Annotated in this window: 28 protein-coding genes; 17 read left to right on the top strand and 11 right to left on the bottom strand. The window is 62.5% G+C overall.

The window, feature by feature from the left end; genetic code table 11:
* Positions 1 to 10 precede the first annotated feature (10 nt).
* The 5 genes from D1227_RS09310 to D1227_RS09290 form a co-directional block, all read right to left on the bottom strand.
* Positions 11 to 448, bottom strand: a complete 438-nt coding sequence (locus D1227_RS09310; protein WP_119377669.1) for an EVE domain-containing protein — start codon at positions 446 to 448, stop codon at positions 11 to 13.
* A gap of 66 nt (positions 449 to 514) precedes the next feature.
* The gene (locus tag D1227_RS09305) at positions 515 to 1,018 is read right to left on the bottom strand and encodes a DUF4188 domain-containing protein (RefSeq protein WP_119377670.1); all 504 of its coding nucleotides are present in this window, start codon (positions 1,016 to 1,018) and stop codon (positions 515 to 517) included.
* 24 nt (positions 1,019 to 1,042) lie between these two features.
* Positions 1,043 to 1,861, bottom strand: coding sequence for a heme-dependent oxidative N-demethylase family protein (locus D1227_RS09300; protein WP_119377671.1), 819 nt, complete (start codon positions 1,859 to 1,861; stop codon positions 1,043 to 1,045).
* 10 nt (positions 1,862 to 1,871) lie between these two features.
* The gene (locus tag D1227_RS09295) at positions 1,872 to 2,498 is read right to left on the bottom strand and encodes a class I SAM-dependent methyltransferase (RefSeq protein ID WP_119377672.1); all 627 of its coding nucleotides are present in this window, start codon (positions 2,496 to 2,498) and stop codon (positions 1,872 to 1,874) included.
* A gap of 1 nt (position 2,499) precedes the next feature.
* A complete protein-coding gene (locus tag D1227_RS09290) occupies positions 2,500 to 3,201 on the bottom strand; it encodes a hypothetical protein (RefSeq protein ID WP_119377673.1) in 702 nt (233 codons plus the stop codon).
* A 291-nt stretch (positions 3,202 to 3,492) separates the two neighbouring features.
* On the opposite strand from D1227_RS09290, the gene D1227_RS09285 reads away from it, so the two are divergent.
* Together D1227_RS09285 and D1227_RS09280 are read left to right on the top strand one after the other, a co-directional pair.
* The gene (locus D1227_RS09285) at positions 3,493 to 4,761 is read left to right on the top strand and encodes a PAS domain-containing protein (RefSeq protein WP_158586615.1); all 1,269 of its coding nucleotides are present in this window, start codon (positions 3,493 to 3,495) and stop codon (positions 4,759 to 4,761) included.
* Positions 4,762 to 4,916: 155 nt separating this feature from the next.
* On the top strand, positions 4,917 to 5,942 hold the full coding sequence (locus D1227_RS09280) for an adenosine deaminase (RefSeq protein WP_119377675.1): 1,026 nt from the start codon (positions 4,917 to 4,919) through the stop codon (positions 5,940 to 5,942).
* Positions 5,943 to 5,953: 11 nt separating this feature from the next.
* Here the strand turns inward: D1227_RS09280 and D1227_RS09275 are convergent, their stop codons facing one another.
* Positions 5,954 to 6,394, bottom strand: coding sequence for a GNAT family N-acetyltransferase (locus tag D1227_RS09275; RefSeq protein ID WP_158586614.1), 441 nt, complete (start codon positions 6,392 to 6,394; stop codon positions 5,954 to 5,956).
* A 150-nt stretch (positions 6,395 to 6,544) separates the two neighbouring features.
* On the opposite strand from D1227_RS09275, the gene D1227_RS09270 reads away from it, so the two are divergent.
* A complete protein-coding gene (locus D1227_RS09270) occupies positions 6,545 to 7,069 on the top strand; it encodes an SRPBCC family protein (RefSeq protein WP_119377677.1) in 525 nt (174 codons plus the stop codon).
* A 32-nt stretch (positions 7,070 to 7,101) separates the two neighbouring features.
* Here the strand turns inward: D1227_RS09270 and D1227_RS09265 are convergent, their stop codons facing one another.
* Positions 7,102 to 7,929 (bottom strand): delta-class carbonic anhydrase, encoded by an 828-nt coding sequence (locus tag D1227_RS09265; RefSeq protein ID WP_119404572.1) that lies wholly within the window; start codon positions 7,927 to 7,929, stop codon positions 7,102 to 7,104.
* A gap of 77 nt (positions 7,930 to 8,006) precedes the next feature.
* Here D1227_RS09265 and D1227_RS19925 point away from each other — a divergent pair, with 77 nt between their 5' ends.
* Complete coding sequence (locus D1227_RS19925; RefSeq protein WP_158586613.1) at positions 8,007 to 8,183, top strand: hypothetical protein; 177 nt, start codon at positions 8,007 to 8,009, stop codon at positions 8,181 to 8,183.
* A gap of 57 nt (positions 8,184 to 8,240) precedes the next feature.
* Here D1227_RS19925 and typA read toward each other — a convergent pair whose 3' ends face one another.
* The gene (gene typA, locus D1227_RS09260) at positions 8,241 to 10,073 is read right to left on the bottom strand and encodes a translational GTPase TypA (RefSeq protein ID WP_119377679.1); all 1,833 of its coding nucleotides are present in this window, start codon (positions 10,071 to 10,073) and stop codon (positions 8,241 to 8,243) included.
* Between the two features lie 148 nt (positions 10,074 to 10,221).
* Here typA and D1227_RS09255 point away from each other — a divergent pair, with 148 nt between their 5' ends.
* From D1227_RS09255 to D1227_RS09230, 6 genes are all read left to right on the top strand, one after another.
* Positions 10,222 to 10,680 (top strand): PH domain-containing protein, encoded by a 459-nt coding sequence (locus tag D1227_RS09255; protein ID WP_119377680.1) that lies wholly within the window; start codon positions 10,222 to 10,224, stop codon positions 10,678 to 10,680.
* A gap of 262 nt (positions 10,681 to 10,942) precedes the next feature.
* On the top strand, positions 10,943 to 11,518 hold the full coding sequence (locus D1227_RS09250; RefSeq protein WP_119377878.1) for a type 1 glutamine amidotransferase domain-containing protein: 576 nt from the start codon (positions 10,943 to 10,945) through the stop codon (positions 11,516 to 11,518).
* Positions 11,519 to 11,635: 117 nt separating this feature from the next.
* Positions 11,636 to 11,941 carry a metalloregulator ArsR/SmtB family transcription factor gene (locus D1227_RS09245; RefSeq protein ID WP_119377681.1) on the top strand — a complete coding sequence of 102 codons (306 nt, stop codon included), beginning with the start codon at positions 11,636 to 11,638 and terminating at the stop codon, positions 11,939 to 11,941.
* Positions 11,938 to 12,645 (top strand): SdpI family protein, encoded by a 708-nt coding sequence (locus tag D1227_RS09240; RefSeq protein WP_119377682.1) that lies wholly within the window; start codon positions 11,938 to 11,940, stop codon positions 12,643 to 12,645. The genes D1227_RS09245 and D1227_RS09240 overlap by 4 nt, the downstream gene beginning before the upstream one ends.
* Positions 12,646 to 12,734: 89 nt before the next feature.
* Positions 12,735 to 13,436 carry an SdpI family protein gene (locus tag D1227_RS09235; RefSeq protein ID WP_119377683.1) on the top strand — a complete coding sequence of 234 codons (702 nt, stop codon included), beginning with the start codon at positions 12,735 to 12,737 and terminating at the stop codon, positions 13,434 to 13,436.
* Between the two features lie 110 nt (positions 13,437 to 13,546).
* The gene (locus D1227_RS09230) at positions 13,547 to 14,623 is read left to right on the top strand and encodes a hypothetical protein (RefSeq protein ID WP_147372897.1); all 1,077 of its coding nucleotides are present in this window, start codon (positions 13,547 to 13,549) and stop codon (positions 14,621 to 14,623) included.
* On the opposite strand, the gene D1227_RS09225 is transcribed toward D1227_RS09230, so the two are convergent.
* Complete coding sequence (locus D1227_RS09225) at positions 14,620 to 15,318, bottom strand: HAD family hydrolase (protein WP_119377879.1); 699 nt, start codon at positions 15,316 to 15,318, stop codon at positions 14,620 to 14,622. The genes D1227_RS09230 and D1227_RS09225 overlap by 4 nt on opposite strands.
* A gap of 103 nt (positions 15,319 to 15,421) precedes the next feature.
* Between D1227_RS09225 and D1227_RS09220 the strand changes: the two genes are divergently transcribed.
* Genes D1227_RS09220 through D1227_RS09200 form a run of 5 tightly spaced genes read left to right on the top strand, consistent with a single transcriptional unit; the run spans position 15,422 to position 18,894 of the window.
* On the top strand, positions 15,422 to 16,060 hold the full coding sequence (locus D1227_RS09220; RefSeq protein ID WP_119377685.1) for a hypothetical protein: 639 nt from the start codon (positions 15,422 to 15,424) through the stop codon (positions 16,058 to 16,060).
* Positions 16,057 to 16,824, top strand: a complete 768-nt coding sequence (locus D1227_RS09215) for a DUF6090 family protein (protein WP_119377686.1) — start codon at positions 16,057 to 16,059, stop codon at positions 16,822 to 16,824. Before D1227_RS09220 ends, D1227_RS09215 begins: the two co-directional genes overlap by 4 nt.
* Complete coding sequence (locus D1227_RS09210; protein WP_119377687.1) at positions 16,821 to 17,612, top strand: hypothetical protein; 792 nt, start codon at positions 16,821 to 16,823, stop codon at positions 17,610 to 17,612. Before D1227_RS09215 ends, D1227_RS09210 begins: the two co-directional genes overlap by 4 nt.
* Positions 17,609 to 18,136, top strand: coding sequence for a GNAT family N-acetyltransferase (locus tag D1227_RS09205; protein ID WP_119377688.1), 528 nt, complete (start codon positions 17,609 to 17,611; stop codon positions 18,134 to 18,136). The genes D1227_RS09210 and D1227_RS09205 overlap by 4 nt, the downstream gene beginning before the upstream one ends.
* The gene (locus D1227_RS09200) at positions 18,133 to 18,894 is read left to right on the top strand and encodes a hypothetical protein (protein WP_119377689.1); all 762 of its coding nucleotides are present in this window, start codon (positions 18,133 to 18,135) and stop codon (positions 18,892 to 18,894) included. Before D1227_RS09205 ends, D1227_RS09200 begins: the two co-directional genes overlap by 4 nt.
* Positions 18,895 to 18,958: 64 nt before the next feature.
* Here the strand turns inward: D1227_RS09200 and D1227_RS09195 are convergent, their stop codons facing one another.
* Positions 18,959 to 19,726, bottom strand: coding sequence for a vWA domain-containing protein (locus D1227_RS09195; protein WP_119377690.1), 768 nt, complete (start codon positions 19,724 to 19,726; stop codon positions 18,959 to 18,961).
* 222 nt (positions 19,727 to 19,948) lie between these two features.
* Here D1227_RS09195 and D1227_RS09190 point away from each other — a divergent pair, with 222 nt between their 5' ends.
* Positions 19,949 to 20,200 carry a GlsB/YeaQ/YmgE family stress response membrane protein gene (locus D1227_RS09190; RefSeq protein ID WP_119377691.1) on the top strand — a complete coding sequence of 84 codons (252 nt, stop codon included), beginning with the start codon at positions 19,949 to 19,951 and terminating at the stop codon, positions 20,198 to 20,200.
* Between the two features lie 149 nt (positions 20,201 to 20,349).
* Complete coding sequence (locus tag D1227_RS09185) at positions 20,350 to 21,591, top strand: argininosuccinate synthase (RefSeq protein WP_119377692.1); 1,242 nt, start codon at positions 20,350 to 20,352, stop codon at positions 21,589 to 21,591.
* 234 nt (positions 21,592 to 21,825) lie between these two features.
* On the opposite strand, the gene D1227_RS09180 is transcribed toward D1227_RS09185, so the two are convergent.
* The gene (locus D1227_RS09180; protein ID WP_233350007.1) at positions 21,826 to 22,128 is read right to left on the bottom strand and encodes a GIY-YIG nuclease family protein; all 303 of its coding nucleotides are present in this window, start codon (positions 22,126 to 22,128) and stop codon (positions 21,826 to 21,828) included.
* Positions 22,129 to 22,308: the final 180 nt, after the last annotated feature.

Genomic DNA, 22,308 nt, shown 5'->3' with positions numbered 1-22,308 from the left:
CGGCCGCTTCTCAGAGCGGCTTCAGCATCTTCCCGTCCAGCCCGCCCATGCGACAGACTTCCATCCATTCGTCTTCCTTCACCGGCTGGACCGAGAGGCGGAAGGATGTGACCAGCGCCATGTCGGCGAGCTTCTCGTTTGCCTTCACATCCTTCAGCGTCACCGGTTTGGGCATGTCGCAGACGGCGCGCAGGTCGACACAGTCCCAGCGCTCATCATCAGTCGTCTTGTCCTGCGCACTCTCGGCAGAAACCTCGACGATCCCGACAACTTCGAGACCCTTGTTGGAGTGGTAGAAGAAGCCCTTGTCGCCAACTTTCATGTCGCGCATGAAATTGCGCGCCTGGTAGTTGCGCACGCCAGTCCACTGGGTGCCCTTCTTGCCCGCCTTCTTCTGATCGTCCCAGCCCCATTTGAACGGTTCGGACTTGAACAGCCAGTATGCCATGAAACCTCCGTCGAATCGTCAGCCAAGCGTTTCACATAGCGTGGATCGCCCTGATTGCGACAGGGGTCAGCTGCCGGGCGGCAGGTCGGTGCCGTCGCTTTTGCCGAGCCGGCCGCGCGCCGACATCTTTCGGCCCTTTGCCGGTATGAGACGTCCCGCCTGGCCAAGACCGGCCACCGGCATGTTGTTGTAGACCGCCTCGAAATCTCCCGCCCTGACCAGATAGGTTTCATGCCAGATACCGACATCACCGTTGGATGCGACGGCACGGTTGAAGGCCCGCCAGGCCGGCAGGTGCGCATTGTCCGGACTGGTCGCATAGGCATGCAACTGTTCAAAGCTCCGCCAGTACTGGACGACCATCGTGTTGCGCAGGCCAAACTTGTTATAGGCGTGAAGCAGGCCGAGCTGCGGCTTCTTTTCGAGTTCGACCAGCATGCGCGGCATCGCCATGGCGACAGGCCACCACTTCCAGACTTTCCAGAGCTTGTTCACCCGCATGCCGATCAGGAAGACGACGAAGTCGCCTTCAAGCTCGACGGTCATCCGTTCGGCTATGATTTTTGCCATGGTCCGCCCCTCCGGAGGCGTCTTCTATGAAGCGCCGGCCGATTGCCGGCAGGCCTGGCGCACCAGCGGCTCCAGCTGGTCCCAGCCCTTATAGGCGCGGATTTCCGGCGCCGTGCCGATCCAGGCATCCTCGAAGGCCTCGCGCACATCCGGATCGGCGAGTATCGGCAGGAGCGGGTCCATGCAGACCCGGATCGTGAAGCAGATCGCCTCGGTCTCCGGCAGCTTGCGGATGGTCTGACGCTCGACGCGCAGGAAGAGCTGTTCGGGCGTGATCCCTTCTGCCGCGGGACGCTCGGGCGTGTGGCGGGTGCCTTCGGCCTGGACCGTCCAGTTGAAGCGTTCCAGCACCTTGCCGGGCTGGAGATTGTCGAAGACGCGGTTGATCCGGCGCGCGAGATGCGGATCGCCGCCCGGCACCGGATGGTGCAGGCCGAACAGCGAGCGGCCGATCTGCTCATCCGGCCACCAGTATGTCGGCGCGGCGACAACAGCGGCGGTCAGGATCCAGTCGCCCTCATCATCCTGTTCGAGCAGGCAGAGATCGTCGGAGACGAGCGAGGCAGCCGCTTCGAGGGCATTGTCCCAGCTGTGATGCGGGGAGTCGCCAAGCGCCTCGCCGATCAGCGATAGAAGCTCGCGCGCATGCTCGCCGTCAGTGTCGCCCAGCACGGTATCGTGCGGGCGCGTCGCCATGATGATCCGCTTGCCCGGCAGCCAGGCCTCTTCCTCGGTGTCCGGCAGCAGCCACTTGCTCTCCGGGATCGGCTTCAGCCCGACTGCGATGTCCGGCGGGCCGGTCAGGAAGGGCATGTAAGGCGGGCGTCGGGGCGGCGAACTCATCTGGGCTGGCTCATGAAATCCGCGCAGCGCCCCAGCTGACAAAGCCAGCGATCTTCGGCGTGTTCGGCAGGTACATCGTCTCCATGCCTTCAAGCGCAAAGCCTGCCTGCGCGAGCATCAGGCCGGTGTCGCGCGTCAGGTGGCAGCCGCCCGCAAGCGGCTTCCAGATGGGTTCGATGCGGCGCTGCCACTTGGCGACGCCTTCATCGGGTGCAAGGCCATGTTCGGAAAACAGGACCTGTCCGTCCGGTTTCAGCACGCGCCGCGCCTCCTTGAGGGCGCCCTCCCAGTCGGGAATGGTGCAGAGCACGAAGGTGATGACGACCGTATCGATGGAATTGTCGTCCAGTTCGACGGATTCGGCGCCGGTCTCCAGGAAATCGATCCGGTTGCCCCAGCCAAGCGTCAGCGCCTTCTTCTTGGCCCGCTTGATCATGCCTTTGGACGGTTCGAGCGCGTAGAGGCGTTCAATCTCATTATGAGCGTAGAAGTCGAAATTCGTCCCTGAGCCGCAACCGATCTCCAGCACATTGCCATAGGCCCGCGGGACCACCTTGGCGCGCTGCTTCATGATCGGCTTGGACGCACAGGCGCATGAGACCAGGGGCGGAACGACATATCTCTCCCAAAGCCCCATTTCAGTCCCTCCGATTGATCGCCTGCTGGGTCAGCGCGTTGCCGGGCTGCAGCGTCAGCGCATCCTGCGTCATGATTACATCATAGCTCAGCCCGTCGCCCATCGGGGCATAGACGGCCGAACCGAACTGCGTCCCGCTCATGCCGAAGCGTGAGCCCTCTTCCTTGGCCAGCGCATAGACGTCGAGACCGGGATTCTTCGACAGGGCCCGGCCATTGGTCGTCGCCTCGGTGACCGTGGCGGTATTGTAGCGCTTGGTGTTGCGCCCTTCCATGTATTCCAGCCGGTAGACGCTGTCATAGCCGAGCATGTTGGCCATCGGCTCGAAGGTAATGACGCGCGCGCCCATGGAGAACTCGTCGCCGCGCAGGATACAGTCTTCCTCGCTGCCATCGCTGACAAAGCAGGTCACCGTGCCGCCCTCGGCAAGGTTCACCTTCACCCGATAGGCATTCTCCTCGCCCGCCAGCGCATCGAAGCTGACCTGGGCGACCGCGCGCTCATAGGTCAGGCGCTTGTAGGTCTGCAGGTTGAGGCCGGCGAATGTGCCGATGCCGGCGGCGCCGAGAAAGCCGATGCCGAACAGGAAACGCATCCCGCCGGCCGCCAGGCGCAGCTTCATCAGACGCCCAAGCCCGGCAAAGGTCAGCATCAAGCCGATAACACCAGCCAGTCCAGGCAGGATCCACCAGATCAGTCCCATACAATCACCCTTGTCTTCCCGGCTCGCTGCAGGCCGTTTCCACAACTTGTAGCGCAGCGCCTGAATTTACCAAACACGACATTGGGGATGCTGGCAATTTCCGCCGATTCTGAGGCAGGACTGCACGCCAGCTGCAGTCAACAGTCCCGGCCGCCACAGGCGCACACGGGATGCGCACACCTCCGGCGGATGCGGCCCCTTCCGGCTTTATGCACCACCCGCAGCAAAATAAATTCTGGTTTAACCAATCTCGCAGAACGTCAAAGAGATCACTCAGAAAGAGACACGACCATGCAAGCTCCCGCCAACGCAGAAAACCGCGGTAAGGAAGCCGATTTCCGGCTGAACGAGTTGTTCTTTTCCCGCACCGATCCAGGCGGGATCATCAAGGCGGGCAACAGCATTTTCCAGCGCGTCAGCGAGTATGAAGCCCAGGACCTGTGGGACAAGCCGCACAAGCTGATCCGTCATCCCGACACCCCGCGCGGGGTGTTTTACAAGCTGTGGTCGACCATCAAGGCGGGCCAGCCGATCGGTGCCTATGTCAAGAATTCCTCCAAAAGCGGCAAGTATTACTGGGTCTATGCCGTGGTCGCCCCGGTCGATGGCGGCTACCTGTCGATCAGGCTGAAGCCGACCAGCAGCCTCTTCGACAAGGTCCGGGACCTCTACATCGTGCAGGCCGGGCGCGAACGCACCGAAGGGCTCGACCCGGCGCAAAGCGCCGACGAAATCGATCAGGCGCTCGGCAAACTGGGCTTTGAATCCTATGAAGCCTTCATGTCCCAGGCCCTGAAGCAGGAACTCGATGCACGCGACCGGGGGCTGGGGCGCAGCACCTCCACGCTGAGTTCGAACTTCGATCGCCTGCACAAAAGTGCAAACGTCCTGCTGGACGACATCAAGGCGATTTCCGCGTCGCTGGACTCGGTCAAGAACACGCCGTTCAACCTGCGGATCTTTGCCAGCCAGATGGGCGATGAAGGCGAGGGCCTGGCCGTTATCGCGGCCAATTACGTCACGCTCCTGGAAGAGCTGCGGGCCCTGCTCAGCGAGTTCGACAATACGGCGACCGACATTGCCAATTCGCTCGACGAAGCCCTGCTCCTCAACTTCATCGTGCAGTTGCAGCGCGAAATGATCGACTTTTTCCAGAGCGAGGAAGGCGCGACCGACGGCGTCGACAAGGAGGCCGAGACCGACCAGCTGGAACGGCTGAGCGGCACGTTCAACGAACGCGCCCAGCTGGCGCTCAACACGGTCCGCGCGCGCTGCATGAACCTGCCCGGCGCCTGCCAGGCCATGAAGCGCCAGGCCACGGCCCTTGATGTGATCCGGTTGATGGCGAAGGTCGAGATGTCGAACAATGACCAGAATAGCGGCATTATCCTGGAGCTCGAACAGCGCCTGGAAGCCTGCCAGGAAACCCTGCAGTCCGCGCTCAACAATATTGCCCGCGAAAGCATGCAGACGCTGAACGCCATCCGTGACATGGCGCGCCTCAATGAAATCGCCACCCGGGACGCTGGCACCAGCCAGGCACTGGCCAAGGCTAGTTAGGACAGAGCGCGGCCGGCCCGCGCGGCGCGATCTGTCGTTCCACCAGCACGCCTTGCCTCAAGCCAGCGCGCAGCACATGTTAGCCTGCAGACAGCCCAGTGGGCGGGTTCATACGTTACGACCCGTCCAGTCAGGACAAGGAAACAGGCCACTATATGACGACCACTGACGATCTCGACGCCCTCATCGCCGCCCTGCCCAAGGCCGAGCTGCACCTGCACCTGGAAGGCAGCCTTGAGCCGGAACAGCTGATGATGTTCGCCGAGCGCAATGGCGTGGACATCCCCTTCAAGACGCTGGAAGACGTGCGCGCGGCCTATGATTTCTCGAACCTGCAGGACTTCCTCGACATCTACTATCAGGGCATGTCGGTGCTGCAGACCGAGGCCGACTTCCACGACCTGACGGATGCCTATCTGAAACGCGTGGCGGCCGACAATGTCCGCCATGTCGAGGTCTTCTTCGACCCGCAGGGCCATACCGAACGCGGCCTGCCCTTCGACGTGCCGATCGGCGGCATCCTGAAGGCTCTTGACGCGGCGGAGGAAAAATACGGCATCACCTACCGGCTGATCATGTGCTTCCTGCGCCACCTGCCGGAAGAGGATGCCTTCGAGACATTGGCGCAGGCCGAACCCTGGCTCGACCGCATCCACGGCGTCGGGCTCGATTCTTCAGAGGTCGGCCATCCGCCCTCAAAGTTCGAGCGCGTCTTCGCCGCGGCGCGCGAGAAGGGGCTGAAGCTTGTCGCCCATGCCGGCGAGGAAGGCCCGCCGGACTACGTCTACGAGGCGCTGGACCTCCTGAAGATCGACCGGATCGACCATGGCAACCGCTCGCTCGAGGACGATGCCCTCACCGCCCGCATCCGCGAGGCCGGGCTGACGCTGACCGTCTGTCCGCTGTCGAACCTGTCGCTCTGCGTCGTCGATGACCTCAAGGATCATCCGATGAAGAAGATGCTCGCGCTCGGCCTGAAGGCGACGATCAATTCCGACGATCCGGCCTATTTCGGCGGCTATATGAACCAGAATTTCCGCGAGACGGCGAAGGCGGTCGGCCTGACGCGCGAGGAGATCATCCAGCTGGCGAAGAACAGTTTCACCGGCGCCTTCCTGCCGGAAGCCGAGCAGGCAAGACACCTGGCCGAAATCGACAAGGTCGCAGCTTCAATGGTCTAGGGTGGCTGCGCCTACGGCCCGGTCAGGCGTTTTTGCTCCGGCCGGGTCGGGTTGGTGCCGACTTTCTCGACCCAGCCCATCGCCTTGTAGGCGCGCATGGCAAAGTCGTTCTGCACGTCGACATCAAGGCTGAGCGGCGCGCGGGCGAGGTCGCGGGCCACCGCCAGCAAGCCGGACCCGACCCCGCAAAGGCGCCAGTCGGCATCGACAAAGAGGTGCGAAACATAGGCTTTCGGGCGCTCCAGGACGAGGAAGCCAACGAGGCCAGCCTGCTTTTCCTGCGCAATCAGACAGTCTGAAACGCTGAGCGCATGGCGAAGGCGGATGATTTCCTCGGTCTCCTGTCCGCGCCAGGTGAAGGCGGTCAGGCAATCACGAAACAGGTTCTCAATTCGGGAATTGTCCGATTTCAATCTCAAACGGATCGACCAGCCAGCGGCCCGATGCGACATCAAGTCCATATGGCAACTTTATGACGCAAACGGAGGATGGTCGATATGGCGGCTGCAGATTCAATCGTCAGGCGAATTCCGCGCCGCCCCGACAGGCAATTGCCAGCGCCGCGTCCAGCGTCAATACTCCCGTCACGGAGGACAGCACCCATGCTCAGACAAGCGATTGTGACCGTATCCCTGGCCGGGCTGGCTGCAACAGCCAGTGGCGAAATTGTCTCCGCCACACCGGACCATTACACGCTGCGCCATGAGGCCACCTCCCCCATCGCGCCGGACAAGCTCTGGGAACGGCTGCTGATGCCGGATAGCTGGTGGCATCCGGATCATACCTATTCCGGCAATGCCCACCATCTCTGGCTGAACCCGCAGGCAGGCGGTGTGTGGCTGGAAAGCTGGGAGGGCAATTCAGTTGAGCACGGGCGGGTCCTGGCGGTCATGGACGGCAGGATGCTGCGTCTCGATGCGCCTTTCGGCCCGCTGCAGGGCATGGGTGTGCAGGTCATCTGGACGATCACGCTGGAGCCGCTGGAGGACGGCGCGGGCACGCGGGTCGTCTTCGACGAGGTCGCCAATGGCTCTTTGGCCAGCGGCCTCGACCAGCTCGCGCCGGCCGTCGATGGCGTCAAGCGTGAAGCCATAGAAAGGCTGACCGATCCCAGCGTGAAGAACTGAAACCGGCCAGCCTGGAGCCGTGATGGTCGGCTCTAATCGATGGACGAGAGAAGCTCCGGCGCGGTCACCAGCTGGCGCACGCCGTGGGAGTGATCTTCCTCGAAGACATTGCCCATTTCGGCCCATTCATGGACCGTCGCGATGTCGACTTTTGCGCATTGCGGACGCACGCTCCAGGTCACCTTGGCCGGCGAGCATTGCGACTGGTTGTAGCTCGGGCCGGTGGTCGAGCCGAGATAGACGACCGGCGTGCCCGTATTGGACGGGATGACGCCCGGCTGGAAGTAGCCGCCGCCATGCTTGACGCTGACCATGTCCATGAAATCCAGCGCATAACGGTCATTCACGACAAGAAAGGTCTGCGCCTCGACGCGCAGGACCGGGTTCTCGCAACCCTCCGGCACGCAGGACCCGAGCCCCGGGCCAGGCTCTGCCGTGCAGGTCGTGTGCACCCAGTGGACCTCGATCGTATCGCCCGGCGCAACGCCATGAAACTCGCCCTCGAGCGGCTCGAGCTCGGCCTCGCTCAGCGACCCGGTCTCGTTGCAGGCATAGCCGCCATGCTCGCCATCACTGACGAAGACGCTGTAGCCCGGCCCCTTGTGCTCGGCATTGGTGTGCGTGTGGATATTACAAAGTTCCATTTCAGTACGCGGTGGCGCCAGACCGAATACAACCGGATTGATGCCGTCCACCTTTGAAATATCCCGCGGCGACTGCGGCCCGAAGGTGAGGCAAAGCGCGCCATCATCGTCTGCCACCGACTGGTGGGCCTTCTCCTCGGCCTGCGCCGGCCCTGCATAGGCGACGCATACGCCGATTGCTGCGGCGATGGACGCCGCACTGATCCGATTGTTCATCTGTTTCCCCTCAGTTCCCCTTGCCCATTTTTTTGTGGCAAGCGTGACAGAAAGACAGACGTTCTGATTACCAACCGATGAACAGCACTGCGCCGTCCCGGCCGGTCCGGTGGCCGGGAAGAACGATCAGGCAATTATCATTCACCGTCGGCGGCCTGATCGGTACGGGCGGCGATGTCGAAGGCCGCACAGGCTCCTTCTCCATGCATATCAAGGATGGTGCGGGCACCGGCGCCGGCCTCTGGCGCGAATAGGCCGGGCGCACTGCCTGCCGGGGGACAGGCAGCTGCTTGCCGGACGGGGAGGCGGCCTCAGGCGTTCGCAGCTGCCTTGGCCGCCTTCTTCCGCTCGTGCGGGTCGAGGTGGATCTTGCGCAGGCGGATCGATTTCGGCGTGACCTCGACCAGCTCATCGTCGGCGATGTAGGCGAGCGAGCGCTCCAGCGTCATCTGCAGCGGCGGGGTGAGGCGCACGGCCTCATCGGTGCCCGAAGCGCGCACGTTGGAGAGCTTCTTGCCCTTCAGCACGTTTACTTCCAGGTCGTTGTCGCGATTGTGCTCGCCGATGATCATGCCCTGATAGACCTTGTCGCCGGGGTGGATCATCATCGGCCCGCGGTCTTCCAGGTTCCACAGTGCGAACGCCACCGCCTCGCCCTGCTCCATGGAGACCAGCACGCCCGTATGACGGCCTTTGATCGGGCCCTTGTAAGGTGCGTATTCGAGGAAGACGCGGTTCATGATCGCGGTGCCGCGCGTGTCGGAGAGAAGCTCGCCCTGATAGCCGATCAGGCCGCGCGTCGGCGCGTGGAAGACCAGCCGCGTACGGCCGGCCCCTGACGGCTTCATCTCCATCATGTCGGCTTTGCGCTCATTGAGCTTCTGCACGATGATGCCGGTATGCTCGTCGTCGACATCGATGACGACTTCCTCGATCGGCTCCAGCTTTTCGCCCGAATCGGGGTCTTCCTTCATCACGACCTTCGGGCGCATCACGCCAAGCTCGAAGCCTTCGCGGCGCATCGTCTCGATCAGCACGGCGAGCTGAAGTTCGCCCCGGCCGGACACGGTGAAGGCTTCGGCCTCGGCCGAGCGCTCGACCTTCAGCGCGACATTGCCTTCGGCCTCTTTCACCAGCCGGTCCCAGATCATCCGCGAGGTGACCTTCGTGCCCTCGGTGCCGGCCAGCGGGCTGTCATTGACACGGAAGGTCATGGACAGGGTCGGCGGGTCGATGGGCTGGGCCTCGATCGGCTCGGAGACGGACGGGTCGACGAAGGTGTCGGCCACATTGGCCTTGGTGAGGCCGGAAATGGACACGATGTCGCCGGCGACGCCTTCGTCGATGGGTTCGCGGCCAAGGCCCCGGAAGGCGAGCACCTTGGAGACACGCCCCTGCTCGACCAGCTCGCCATCGCGCGAGAGCACCTTAACCGTTTGGTTCGGCTTCACCGTGCCGGACGTGATGCGGCCGGTGAGGATGCGGCCGAGGAAATTATCTGCCGAAATGGTGGTGGCCAGCATGCGGAACGGGCCGTCCTCGGTCTTCGGTTCGGGGACGTGCTTGATGACCAGGTCGAACAGCGCGGCCATGTCCGTTTCCGGCTTTTCATGGTCGAGGCTCATCCAGCCATTCTTGGCCGAACCGTATAGGATCGGGAAATCGAGCTGCTCGTCATCGGCGCCGAGGTCGGCGAAGAGGTCGAACACTTCGTTGATGACATAGTCGGGCCGGCTATCCGGCTTGTCGATCTTGTTGACGGCCACGATGGGGCGAAGACCCACTTTCAGCGCCTTGGACACCACGAACTTGGTCTGCGGCATCGGGCCTTCGGCGGCGTCGACCAGCACGATGGCGCCGTCCACCATGTTGAGGATCCGCTCCACCTCGCCGCCAAAGTCGGCGTGGCCGGGCGTGTCGACAATGTTGACGCGCGTATCGCCCCAGACGACAGAGGTCGTCTTGGCGAGGATGGTGATGCCCCGCTCGCGCTCCAGGTCATTGGAGTCCATCATCCGGTCTTCGGTCTGCTCGTTTTCGCGGAACGTGCCGGACTGCTTCAGCAGGCAATCGACCAGTGTCGTCTTGCCATGGTCAACGTGGGCGATGATCGCAATGTTGCGAAGCGCGGTGGGCTCAGTCATGGGAGGGAGTGCTTTCGGAAGGGCTTTGTATGGCGGGCCATGTACACGGAACTGCCCTTATTGGCGAGGCTTGTCTCGCATGTCATGGGAACGGGGTTAAGGTACGGGCCGTTCAATCCGGTGCTGCCAGCGAGGAGTCGAAGGTCATATGCGCTATATCGAAAAGAGCCTGTCGGAGAATGAGCAGGTCCTGCATTGGGGCAAGTTCCACTGGCTGTGGTATGCGCGGGCCTGGCTGGTGCTGATCGTCTTCGGCATCCTGATCATCGGCATCATCTGGTTCATCTATGAGATGCTGCGCCTCAATACGACGGAGTTCGCCGTCACCAACAGGCGCATCGTGATGAAGAAGGGCATCCTGTCGGCGCATGTCGACCAGCTCTCGCTCTCCTCCATCGAAGGGGCCGACCTCGACCAGGGGATCATCGGCCGGCTGTTCGGCTTTGGCACGCTGCTGATCGAAGGGCGCGGCGAGGGCGAAATCCAGTTTCCACCAATGGCGAAACCCGGCGCCTTCCTGAAGGCGGCCAACAAGGCGGCAGAGGATCACGAAATGGCTTCGGTCGACCGCCTCGCCGAGGATATCGAGCGCCACGAGCATCATTAGCGCTGCCGGCGAGCGCGCCTGCCGGGAACGCTTGCCGCCATGCCTCGTTAATCTCCTGATCCCGGCAGGGCCCGCCTGACAGCGCGCGATGCCGTCCCGCCCGCCTGCCCAGGAGACAGATCGTCATGACGGCGCCCCAGGACCCTTCCCCCGCAAAACAGTCTACCTCTGGAACGCGACCCCGCCCGCCTTCGTTGTTCAGGCAGATGGCGCATCGACTGATCGCCGCCATGATCCGCAAGAAACTCAGAAGGAGATTCAAATGACCCAGAGAGCTGAAGGACGAACCGTAGCCATCCTCGCCGCTGACGGCTTTGAGGAAGTCGAGCTGACATCGCCCAAGGAAGCCATCGAGAATGCCGGCGGTGTCGCGCTGGTCGTTTCGCCGGAAGACGGCGAGGTAAAAGCCAACCGCCACCGCGAACACGGCATCAAGGTGCCTGTCGACCAGAAGCTGGATGAGGCCAAGGCCGAGGATTTCGACGCCCTGCTCATCCCTGGCGGCCTGTTCAATCCCGATGCGCTTCGCGTCAACCAGAAGGCGCTGGATTTCGCCTCCGCCTTCTTCGCGCAGAAGAAGCCCGTCTTCTCCATCTGCCATGGCCCGCAGGTGCTGATTTCCGCCGGACTTGTGAATGGCCGCAAGATGACCGGCTTCAAGGCAATCCAGCAGGACCTCAAGAATGCCGGGGCCGTCGTCTCCGATGAGCCGGTGGTCGTGGACTCCGGTCTGGTGACCTCACGCAACCCGGACGACCTTCCCGCGTTTAACGACAAGATCGTGGAAGAACTCTGCGAGGGCAAACACCAGGCCCAGAAACAATCGGTCGTCGCTTAGCCTCATCCCCTCCTCGAACGACCGGTTGGAGCGTCTCCCAGAAAAGGAGGCGCTCTTTTTTGTGCGCATTTCATAATTAGCTTGACCGCTAATTACTATTCTTGCTAATTAGCAGGAATGGCAACTAGTGTCTTCAATGCGCTGGGCCATCCGCTGCGCCGCAAGGTCATGATGGTGTTGCGGAAGGGCCCGAAGACATCCGGCGACCTCGCCGGGATGTTCGATGCCAGCTGGCCGACGGTCAGCCGGCACCTCAACGTCCTGAAAGAGGCCGACCTGATCACCGCCGAGCGCAAGGGGACGAGCATTGTCTACCGCGCCAATACGAGCGTGCTGGAAGACGCAGCCGCCGCGATCCTGGCCCTGGTCGGCCGGGACGATGGCGATGACAGGGATGACGACATGAAGGAGGCAGCCGAATGATCCGCACAGGTCTCATCGCAACCGCGCTGGCCGTTGCCGCAATGGCGGGTGCCGTGGCCTGGGTCGCGAACATGATCGCGCCGGGCACCTATGTGCCGATCCACTGGAACGGCGAGTTCTTCATCAAGGGCGCCGACACACGTGAGCAGGCCCTGATCGTGATGAGCGTGTTCCCCCTTGCGGCCCTGCTCCTGTCCGGCCTGTTCAGCCTGCTGCCCGCGCTGGAGCCGTGGCGGGTGAACCTGTTCAGCAGCCGGAAACTGCTTCTCGGCACATGGATCGGCGTGATGGTGCTGCTGACGGGGATCTGTTTCGGGTTCGGCGTCGCCTTCGTGCGCAGCGTCGAGAACTATATGAATGACGTCTTCCCGATCATTCGCGCCATCATTGCCGGATCGGCGGCCCTGTTTGTCGTGATCGGCAATTACCTGCCGAAATCGCGGCGCAACTGGTTTGTCGGCATCCGCACGCCGTGGACCATGTCGAGCGACGACACATGGGAAAAGACGCACCGCCTGACGGGCCTGCTGCTCAGCGGCGCTGGCCTGGTCGGCATCGTCCTGGCCTTCGTGCTGAACGGGCTGGCCCTCGCCCTGATGCTGCCGGCCTTGATCCTGCCCGTCATACTGTTCGGCGCGGTGTATTCTTACTTCGTCTGGCGCAAGGCGAACGATCATGACCTCGACCCTGAACTGATCGTCTAGCCAGGGCGATGGCGCCAACACGCCGGTCCGCGTGCCGGCCGGGCAAAGAAGAACGAAGACAAGCAGAGTGAGATGAAGGAGGTCGCCAAATGATCCGTACAGGACTTATCTGGTCCGCAGGGGCCATCGCCGTCATGCTGGGCACACTCTACTGGGCGTTCGGCGCCTTGCCGGCCGGCGAACAGATACCGGTTCACTGGGGGCCTGACGGGACGGCTGACCGCTTCGCCGACAAGGATGGCGCGCTGCTTGTCCTCATGATCCTGCCGGGCGCTGCCCTCTTCGTGACGGGCGTGCTCGCGCTCGCGCCCTTCATCGATCCGTTCCGGGAGAATTTGCGCCGCTCGCGCAAGGCTTATGTCGCAATCTGGGCATCCACGATGGTTCTGCTTGCGGCCCTCACCGGCGGCATTGCGGTGATGATGGCGCGCGGCGGCGAAGCCTCCTCCTCGAATGAATTCGTCCGCTTCGTGATGGCGGGCTGCGGCCTGCTCTTCATCGTCATCGGCAACTACCTGCCGAAGACGCGCAAGACCTTCTTCCTCGGAATCCGCACGCCGTGGACGCTGACCAGCGACTATACGTGGGAGAAGACCCACCGCCTCGTCGGCCCGCTTTACATCCTTGCCGGCCTCGCCGGTATCGTGATCGCCTTCACCCTGAACGGCATCTGGATGGTCTTCACCTTTGTCGGCGCCGTGATGAGCGTGACCCTGTTCGGCGCGGCCTATTCCTGGTGGGTCTGGCGCCACGCATCGGACAGGAATGAAGGGGCCGACTACGTCGTCTAGGACGGCGCTGGCCGCAACATTTCCTGCACATGGCGCAGTTTCACACTTGCATCATGACAGATGTAACGCATAGAAGGTTGAATTATCGATATTCGACGAGAGCCTTATCTATGCAAAGACCCGTATCGGCAGCGTTGTGCCTGCTCGCCACGCTCGTAGCGGGGGCTGGCGCCGCCAGTGCCCAGACCAGTGCACAATGCTACTGGGACGACCTCGAATGCCGGACGGTCGAGGGCGGCCTTGCGGCCGCTTCGCCAGGCCAGATCGACACGGTCGCCGATGCAATCACCGGGACGCGGGCGCGGTTCGAGACCCATTTCGGGCGCCCGGCCCCGCAGGTCGCCGTCGTGGAAGGTACCGGCCGCCTGGACGCGCAGCGCGGCCAGCTGGAAACAGATGGCTACCCGGCTGCCCTGCCCTGGATCACCCGGGCCCAGAAGGAGGACCTCAAGACCGCAGCCATCCGCAAGCAGGTCGTGGACCAGCTGCCACCGGGCACGCCCGACGCGGTCATCAATGGCGCCGTGCAGCAGGCCCTGTCGAAGATCAGCAAGGTCTCAGGTGAGAGTGAAGACGAGATCGCCGCCGCGAAAGCCAGCGAAGCGAGCGCCCTAAACCACGAGATCGGGCATGTCCTCTTCATGGAAGCCTACTGGCCGGACCGCGAGAGCAGCGGCGGCAAGCATTATGGCGGGCCCGCGCCGGACTGGTTCGATGAAACCGCCGCCCTCCTAATGGAGGATGACAGCATGCAGCAAGGCCGTTGGGACCGGCTGCTGGACACCTATGCCGAGCCGGACGGCTTCATCCCGCTGGACCAGCTTTTCAGCATGCAGCATCCGCTGCTTGCCGCCGTGCAGGCCTATCGCGGCAAGGACGGCGCAACCGGCAGCCAGACCGGCGCGATCGTGATCACCGGCGAGGAAGCAGACCGCCTGCTCAGGGCCGCCGATATCCCCGATCCGGAACTCTTCTACCGCCAGGGCCTCGGCCTAGCCCGCTACATGATGGAGACGAGCGGCAACCCGGCCATTTTCGGCGCGATTGCCGAAGGGCTTGCCAGTGGCGAGACGATGGAAAGCTGGCTTGCCGCAGACGGCGCCGCAGCGGGCCTGCCGGGAACGGTGGAAGCGCTGGAGGCCGCCTTTCTCGACTGGCTCTCGACCAACGCGGCCGACCGGCCCTAGAGCGACTCCAGCAGGGCGGGCAGGCGTTCGATACTGCTGATCTTGCGGAAGCGCTCGGCGCCTTCCGGCGGCTCGGCCCGTTCCAGCTCCCAGGTCAGCCCGTGCGGGACATGCACGCCCCAGCTGCCGGCCTCAATGGCCGGGATGACGTCCGACTTCAGCGAATTGCCGACCATCATGGCTTTCGCGGGGCCGCCCTCGGTCGCCCCGAAGATGCGCTCATAGACGGCGGGTGTCTTGTCGGAGACGATCTCGACCCCGTCGAACCAGTCACCGAGGCCGGACTGGGCAAGCTTGCGTTCCTGGTCGAACAGGTCGCCCTTGGTGATCAGGATCAGCGAATAGTGCGGCGCGACCTCCTCCAGCGTGTCATGCACGCCGGGCAGCGTCTCGACCGGATGGGACAGCATCGCGCGGCCCGCCTCGAGGATTTCCTTGATGGTCGAGGCCGGCACCTTGCCGCTCGTCACCTCGATGGCCGTCTCGATCATCGACAGGGTGAACCCCTTCACCCCGAAGCCGTAGAGCCCGAGATTGCGCCGCTCGGCCTCCAGCAGCTTCTGCCCGATCGTGTCCGGATCGGCATGCTCGGACAGCATGTCGAAGATCTGTTCCTGGGTGAGCCGGAAGACGCTCTCATTATGCCAGAGCGTATCGTCGGCATCGAAACCGATCGTGGTGATGGGGCGCGTCATGGCATGTCCGATAAAGCCGCTCGCGGCGCGACGCAATTGCTTGTGCCGCGCCCCATTCCGGAGAATAGTCACACGGCAGGGGCAGGCCGGGGGGCGGTATCCGATGAGTTTGCAAGAAACAGAGACACCGGCCGAAACACCGGCCGCGCTGCCGCGCTGGACCTGGGACCGCACCAATCGCTGGCTGACCCTGGCCGCGAATATCGGCGTCCTGCTTGGTCTCATCGTGCTGATCGTTGAGGTCCGGCAGAACGCGGCGTTGACGCGGCTATCTCAGGAGACTGGGAAAGCGGCCATGTTCGCGCAGATCGAATTGAGCCTTGCGACACCGGCCGCATCCGCCGCGTGGATGAAGGCGATCCATACGCCGGAAGACCTTACCGACAGCGAGTTGCGGATGGCCGAAACCCAGCTGGTGGCGATCATGCAGCAATGGGACACGCTGATCAGCATGGAGCAGGAAGGGCTGGTCGATCGTGCGCGGGTCAAGATGCATATCCGGAACACCGCGCCGTTTTTCTTCGGCAGCCGTTTCGCCAAGCGCTGGTGGGAGCGCGAGGAGATCGGATGGACCGGCACCCCGATGTTCGAGGTCGCAGACCCAATCATCAAGGCCATCGACCCCAACTTTCTGGTTGAACACTATGCCTTCATCCGCGCGCCCTTCATCGAGAGCGAGGGCGATGACGCATCCAGAACCGTTCTGGAAAACGAAACGGGCATCAACGAGGCCACCCCATGATCCTCCAGCGCCTCGCCACGTCCATCCGCAAGCAGGACTGGTTCACCGTCCTGATCGAGACGCTGATCGTTGTGTTTGGTGTGTTTATCGGTCTTCAGGTCAACAACTGGAACGGCGCCCGGCAAGATAGGGCGGCCGGGCTCTATTATCTCTCAAGCATCGGAGAGGACATCGCCAGCGACGCGGTGCAACTTGAAGCGCATATTGATGGCCTCAGCCGGGAAGCCGAGCATGCAGAGATCATTGTGCGCTATCTGGAAGGGGAAGATGTCGGTCTCAGCGACTGGGCAATGTTCCAGCTGATCTACTTTCGAGCCGGCTGGACACCCTTCACGCCGAACAGCGTGACTTATGATGAATTGGTCAGTGCCGGTCAGTTCAAACTGTTGCCCGATGCTGCGCTTCGCCGGGAAATTGGCGACTATTATGCCGGTCTGGAAGATTTCTCGATCTTCTACGCGTTCCAGCCGCCCTTGCGAGAGATTATTCGTGGCAAGTACTCGCCCGAGACGCAGGCCTATATGTGGCAGACCTGTTTCACCAATGCCAATTACAGGCTCGGCTACGGCTCGATAACAGATTGCCCTGCGTTTGACGATCCGGACCAGATCGCGCGGACGCTTCAGATACTGAAGCAGACCGACGGGCTCGCCGACGCGGTGCGCTACACCCAGTCGATCCGGCTTATCGTGCTGAACGGAGCACCAACTGATCTGGAAGAGGCGCGTATGCTGTCTGCGAAAATTGCAGGAGTCGCCCCATGATCCTCCAGCGCCTCGCCACCTCTATCCGCAAGCAGGACTGGTTCACCGTCCTGATCGAGACGCTGATCGTCGTGCTGGGTGTCTTCCTCGGTATCCAGCTCGGCAATCTGAATCAGGCGCGGGTCGAGCGAAACAGCGAGCAGGTCCTGCTCTTGCGCCTGCAGGAGGAGACCCGCTCACTTCTGGACACACAGAAAGAAGAGCTGGCCGTACATGGCCCTCGCATTGAGCTGGCCACAGACGCGAATGCCGTCATGTTCTCGCTCACCCCGTCACGGCCACTGACCAATGATGAGTGCTGGGCTGTGCTCGTTTCACACTGGATTCCCTCGCCCACCGAAGCATTGTCGAGCCTTGATGAGCTCATTTCATCCGGCCGGTTTGACCTGATTTCCAACCCTTCCGTGAAGTCGGCCCTGCGCGACTATGCTGTTGTGCAGGAACGGTCCCGGGCTGCGCGGGCAGAAGCGGTCAACGAACTTTTCCGGCTTCACGTCCGATATCCGGACGCCATCTGGCTTGAAGTGGGGGGTGCGGAAGATGCAGGCTACGTTTCTCCAAGTGCGGGCCGTGACGACAAAGGCCTGGTGTGGCGATATAATTGTGACATCGACCAGATACGCGGGAACAAAGGCCTCCTCAGCGAGTACAGCGACAACATCGCGCGCCTGGAGTCATTCCTCGACCGGTACGAACACCGCATTGCGGTCCTGACCGTGCTGGATGCTGAACTGACGAAGGAACTGGGCACGTCCGGCTCGCGCCGCGAGAGCGATGCCGCGCCATGATCAACAAACCGACCCTTCGCGAAGCGGTTTCAGACGCAGACTATGCCGGTTTCGGAGACCTGATCAGCGAGTATGTGGTCTGGTGCCGGGAGCGCTACGCGGCTGATCCCTGGCTGGTCGACATGGCATTCAGTTACCAGTCGCTGGACAGGGAATTGGAGCAATTGCGCGTGTCCTACGGACCGCCAAACGGTCGAACACTCATCGCGCTGGACGCAAACCGCGTCATCGGCGGCGTCGCCTACCGCGTGATCGGGCCCGATACGTGCGAGATGAAGCGAATGTATGTGCGCACAAACGAGGCGGGCAGAGGGACCGGTCGGCTCTTGTGCGAGGCGCTGCTCGAACTCGCCGCAGCGAACGGCTTCGGCCGAATGGTGCTCGATACGAGCCGCGACATGACTGAGGCCATCGGTCTCTATCGGTCCTGCGGGTTCATCGATTGTGCGCCATATGTCGACTATCCTGAGCGCATGCAGCCGATGATGCTGTTCATGGAAAAAGCGCTGGAGGCGAAACAATGATCCTCCAGCGTCTCGCCACCTCCATTCGCAAGCAGGACTGGTTCACCGTCCTCATCGAAACGCTGATCGTCGTCCTCGGTGTCTTCCTCGGTCTCCAGCTCGGCAACTGGAACGAGGCGCGGGCGGACAGGGCGCGGGAAACCGAACTGCTCCAGGCGCTTCATCAGGAAATCGAATTCTCCATTCGCCTCACCGAGCAGAAAGCCGACGCCGTCCGACAGGTGGTCGCAGCCGGCAAACGCTCGCTCGACTTCCTTGAAGCGGGCGAAGACTGCGCAGACGAATGCTGGCCTGTCCTGGTTGATTTCTTCCACGCTTCCCAATGGCAATCGATCGAGGTCAACCGGTCAACTTATGACGAGATGCGCCGGCAGGGCTTTCCACGCTCGCGGGACGTCGTCGATGCCGTCGAAGGATACCTTGCCCAGAACGCGACCTTGTCGGTCACAAACGTCTTGCCCGGTTATCGCTCACGCGTGCGCCAGCTCATCCCGTTCGACGCTCAGGACTTCTATTGGGAACATTGTTATGTGCTGAACGATGGCGCGGAAACCTATGTCCTCGACTGCCCGAAGGGCATCAGCGACGAGGCCGCCGCACAAGCCATCACACGGATCGCCGATACGCCCGATATCGGGCTCCTGCTCACCGAATGGGCGGGCCTCAACAGCGCTACGCCCACCGATCTGGCAGAGCAGAACAAGGCGGCACAACGCGCACTCGCAGTGATCGAGGAAGAGCTGGCGCGCCGGCAATAAAAAGCCCCCGCTCGCTTCAGGGGGCGAGCGGGGGCCAGCTCAAGGTGACAAACGAGGAGCCGGGTCAGTCACCTTTTCGCTGTTTCACATCCTCTTCCTGGGCGACGGCGCGATCTTCCTCGTCGAATTCGATCTCCGCCTCCTCGCCCTTGCCATAGTCGCGGGACTTCTTGGCCAGGCGCGACATCGACTCCTGCATCGTGCCGGCGCCCATCGCCATGGTCTTGCTGGCCGAGACGCCAACGCCTTCGGCATCATCGAACTTGGCGAATTCGGCGCCGAGGAAAACCACTTCCCAGCCCTTCGCCTCGACGCGGTCGAGCGCGGCTTTCGCGCCTTCCTTGGTGATCTCCTTGGAGGAGTTTTCCAGCCCGTCGGTCATGATGACGATGACGGCCTTTTCCGGATTGTCGGCTTCCGCCGTCGCGACGATGCGGCCGATCGCGTCGAAGAGCGGGGTCATGCCGCGCGGGCTGACCTCGTCATTGGTGACCGTCTGCCACTGGCCAGGCTCCACGTCCTTGCGCAGCACGTCGTATTGCAGGCTTTCCTGGTAGTCGAAGACGGCGAGCGTCACGGACGTTTCCAGGTCGTCGGTCTCGCCTTCCTCGGCCTTGCCGACTTCGGAGGCATAGGCATTTACAGAGCCGAGCGCCTCGTCCCAGATGGACGACATCGACCCGGTGCGGTCGAGAAGAATGTATGAGTGCACTTCATTGCCCCCCGTCAGTGTAGCTGGTTGTGTCTCGTCCGGCGCCGGGGCCGGATTGGCCGCGCAGGCCCCGAAGCTTGCGGCGGCAGCGATGGTGGTGAGTATGGTTTTCTTGAACATTGGGTGTCTCCTCTCGTCTCCCTCGAAGCCCCACCCTTGCCAAGGAGCTTCCATGAAGGAGACGCTGCGCCCCGAATGCGGCGGCGAGGGGGCAGGTTTTAGGTGAAAGGTCGGTAATCTCTGGGCACGGCCGGTCTGGCCTGCCCTCCCGCAAAAGCCCATCCGCCGGAACCAATGACCCGCTCGCCGGTTCGTCTGAAACACATGCAAAGGGAGGGTCTCATGGATCCGGTAGGAATTCTTCTCTGGCTCGTCATTGGCGGCGTTGCCGGCTGGCTCGCAGGCAAGGTCATGCGCGGCGCAGGCTTCGGCATCGTCGGCAATATCATTGTCGGGATTGTCGGCGCCGTGCTCGGCGGCTTCGTTTTCGGCGCGATCGGCATCAGCTTTGCCGGGATCATCGGCAGCCTGATCGGCGCCTTCCTCGGCGCCTGCATCCTGCTCTTCCTGATCAGCCTCGTGAAACGGGCCTGACGCCAGCACCACCTGACACGACAAGCCCCGGCCCTACCGCCGGGGCTTTTTCATTTTCCCAGCGCGTAGAGAACGCCACTTGCCCCACACACACTTCTGAATATGGTGCGCGCCGAACACACCACCCCTGCCCGGAGCCCGCGCAAACCATGGCCACGCCCACCACCCCGCCGAAGAAAGTCGTCCTTGCCTATTCCGGGGGCCTCGACACCTCGATCATCCTGAAATGGCTGCAGACCGAGTTCGGCTGCGAGGTCGTCACCTTCACCGCCGATCTCGGCCAGGGCGAGGAGCTGGAGCCGGCGCGCGCAAAGGCGCTGAAGATGGGCATCAAGGAAGAGAACATCTTCATCGAGGACCTGCGCGAAGATTTCGTGCGCGACTATGTCTTCCCGATGTTCCGCGCCAATGCCGTCTATGAAGGCGTCTACCTGCTCGGCACCTCGATTGCCCGCCCGCTCATCGCCAAGCGCCAGATCGAGATCGCGCAGGCCGTCGGCGCCGATGCGGTCTGCCATGGCGCAACCGGCAAGGGCAATGACCAGGTCCGCTTCGAGCTTGGCTATTACGCCCTGCAGCCGGACATCCGCGTCATCGCCCCGTGGCGCGACTGGGACTTCAAGGGCCGCTCCGACCTCATCAAGTTCGCCGAGGAGCATGGCATTCCCGTTCCGGCCGACAAGCGCGGCGAGGCGCCCTTCTCGGTCGATGCGAACCTGCTGCACACCTCGTCCGAGGGCAAGGCGCTGGAGGACCCGGCCGTCGAGACGCCGGACTTTGTCTACCAGCGCACCGTCTCTCCGGAAGAGGCCCCGGATACGCCGGAATACATCACCATCCAGTTCGAGAAGGGCGACCCGGTCGCCATCAACAACGAAGCCATGTCGCCGGCCACCCTGCTCACAAAGCTCAACGAGTATGGCGGCAAGCACGGCATCGGCCGGCTGGACCTGCTGGAGAACCGCTTCGTCGGCATGAAGTCGCGCGGCATGTATGAGACGCCGGGCGGCACCATCCTGCTGACGGCGCATCGCGGCATCGAGCAGGCCGCCCTCGACAAGGGCGCGGCCCACCTCAAGGACGAGCTGATGCCGAAATATGCCGAGCTCATTTACAACGGCTTCTGGTGGAGCCCGGAGCGCGAAATGCTGCAGGCCGCCATCGATGCGAGCCAGCGCTATGTCACCGGCGAGGTCCGCCTGAAGCTCTACAAGGGCAACACGATCCTGGTCGGCCGCTCATCGCCCTACTCGCTCTATTCGGAAAAGATCGTCACCTTCGAAGACGACCGCGGCGCCTATGACCAGAAAGACGCCGAAGGCTTCATCAAGCTCAACGCGCTGCGGCTAAGGCTGCTCGCCGGGCGGGATAAGGAAGCGGGGCGGAATTAGGGATCCGCACAGCACAATTCCAAACTCTAAACCTGGCGCCTCCCCGTGGCTTGACCACGGGGTCCATCGCCCGTCCTTGCGTCTGAACGCTCCCTAACTTCAAGTCTGGATGGCGACCTCCTAACGCTCCAGAACGGACCTTCCGCCCATATCGTCCCCGTAGGAGATGGACCCCGCGATCAAGTCGCGGGGAGGCGCATCTGGGGAGCGTGCGGCAAACCGCAAACAGCCCACTCAATATGGGGTCAGTGACATCGTCAGGTCATCCCAATGCGGATTACTCTTCTCGATCAGTTCGATCTTCCAGCGCCGTTTCCACTCCTTCATCCGTCGTTCCGCTGCCAACGCCGGCGCCATCTCCGGAAAGCGCTCGAACCAGACCAGTCGTGTCACGGCGTACTTGCTTGTGAAGCGAGAACCCTGGCCGCTCTTGTGCTGCGCCATGCGGGCAATCAGATCCGAGGTCGAACCAACATATAGCGTACCGTTCTTCCGGTTGGCCAACAGATAGACCGCGATGAAATCGTATCTTGGCAAACGATCACCTCAAAATCGTACTGACAGACTTGCGCTTGAAACGCCGTAGTCAAGCCGGGCTTTCTTCAATCTTGACACCCCAACCCTGCCCCGCTATCTCCCCGCTCCATGACACTTATGACGCTCTATTATTGTTGCTGCTAGCAGTCTGACGCGCCCCATCGGGGACGCGACCTGAGC

The sequence above is a fragment of the Henriciella mobilis genome, assembly GCF_003576315.1.
GTDB lineage: Bacteria > Pseudomonadota > Alphaproteobacteria > Caulobacterales > Hyphomonadaceae > Henriciella > Henriciella mobilis.
Note: the sequence above shows the minus strand (reverse complement) of the source record. Positions and strands in the feature narration are given on the sequence as shown.

Bases quoted from the DNA above. Each gene is read 5' to 3' on its own strand.
- D1227_RS09205 (WP_119377688.1), top strand. From the start codon at position 17,609: ATGATCAACAAACCGACCCTTCGCGAAGCGGTTTCAGACGCAGACTAT.
- D1227_RS09310 (WP_119377669.1), bottom strand. From the start codon at position 448: ATGGCATACTGGCTGTTCAAGTCCGAACCGTTCAAATGGGGCTGGGAC.
- D1227_RS09245 (WP_119377681.1), top strand. From the start codon at position 11,636: ATGGCAACTAGTGTCTTCAATGCGCTGGGCCATCCGCTGCGCCGCAAG.
- D1227_RS09295 (WP_119377672.1), bottom strand. From the start codon at position 2,498: ATGGGGCTTTGGGAGAGATATGTCGTTCCGCCCCTGGTCTCATGCGCC.
- D1227_RS09230 (WP_147372897.1), top strand. From the start codon at position 13,547: ATGCAAAGACCCGTATCGGCAGCGTTGTGCCTGCTCGCCACGCTCGTA.
- D1227_RS09270 (WP_119377677.1), top strand. From the start codon at position 6,545: ATGCTCAGACAAGCGATTGTGACCGTATCCCTGGCCGGGCTGGCTGCA.
- D1227_RS09210 (WP_119377687.1), top strand. From the start codon at position 16,821: ATGATCCTCCAGCGCCTCGCCACCTCTATCCGCAAGCAGGACTGGTTC.
- D1227_RS19925 (WP_158586613.1), top strand. From the start codon at position 8,007: ATGAACAGCACTGCGCCGTCCCGGCCGGTCCGGTGGCCGGGAAGAACG.
- D1227_RS09240 (WP_119377682.1), top strand. From the start codon at position 11,938: ATGATCCGCACAGGTCTCATCGCAACCGCGCTGGCCGTTGCCGCAATG.
- D1227_RS09220 (WP_119377685.1), top strand. From the start codon at position 15,422: ATGAGTTTGCAAGAAACAGAGACACCGGCCGAAACACCGGCCGCGCTG.
- D1227_RS09265 (WP_119404572.1), bottom strand. From the start codon at position 7,929: ATGAACAATCGGATCAGTGCGGCGTCCATCGCCGCAGCAATCGGCGTA.
- D1227_RS09235 (WP_119377683.1), top strand. From the start codon at position 12,735: ATGATCCGTACAGGACTTATCTGGTCCGCAGGGGCCATCGCCGTCATG.
- D1227_RS09300 (WP_119377671.1), bottom strand. From the start codon at position 1,861: ATGAGTTCGCCGCCCCGACGCCCGCCTTACATGCCCTTCCTGACCGGC.
- D1227_RS09285 (WP_158586615.1), top strand. From the start codon at position 3,493: ATGCAAGCTCCCGCCAACGCAGAAAACCGCGGTAAGGAAGCCGATTTC.
- D1227_RS09290 (WP_119377673.1), bottom strand. From the start codon at position 3,201: ATGGGACTGATCTGGTGGATCCTGCCTGGACTGGCTGGTGTTATCGGC.
- D1227_RS09305 (WP_119377670.1), bottom strand. From the start codon at position 1,018: ATGGCAAAAATCATAGCCGAACGGATGACCGTCGAGCTTGAAGGCGAC.
- D1227_RS09275 (WP_158586614.1), bottom strand. From the start codon at position 6,394: ATGTCGCATCGGGCCGCTGGCTGGTCGATCCGTTTGAGATTGAAATCG.
- D1227_RS09215 (WP_119377686.1), top strand. From the start codon at position 16,057: ATGATCCTCCAGCGCCTCGCCACGTCCATCCGCAAGCAGGACTGGTTC.
- D1227_RS09185 (WP_119377692.1), top strand. From the start codon at position 20,350: ATGGCCACGCCCACCACCCCGCCGAAGAAAGTCGTCCTTGCCTATTCC.
- D1227_RS09255 (WP_119377680.1), top strand. From the start codon at position 10,222: ATGCGCTATATCGAAAAGAGCCTGTCGGAGAATGAGCAGGTCCTGCAT.
- D1227_RS09195 (WP_119377690.1), bottom strand. From the start codon at position 19,726: ATGTTCAAGAAAACCATACTCACCACCATCGCTGCCGCCGCAAGCTTC.
- D1227_RS09200 (WP_119377689.1), top strand. From the start codon at position 18,133: ATGATCCTCCAGCGTCTCGCCACCTCCATTCGCAAGCAGGACTGGTTC.
- D1227_RS09225 (WP_119377879.1), bottom strand. From the start codon at position 15,318: ATGACGCGCCCCATCACCACGATCGGTTTCGATGCCGACGATACGCTC.
- D1227_RS09250 (WP_119377878.1), top strand. From the start codon at position 10,943: ATGACCCAGAGAGCTGAAGGACGAACCGTAGCCATCCTCGCCGCTGAC.
- D1227_RS09280 (WP_119377675.1), top strand. From the start codon at position 4,917: ATGACGACCACTGACGATCTCGACGCCCTCATCGCCGCCCTGCCCAAG.
- D1227_RS09190 (WP_119377691.1), top strand. From the start codon at position 19,949: ATGGATCCGGTAGGAATTCTTCTCTGGCTCGTCATTGGCGGCGTTGCC.
- typA (WP_119377679.1), bottom strand. From the start codon at position 10,073: ATGACTGAGCCCACCGCGCTTCGCAACATTGCGATCATCGCCCACGTT.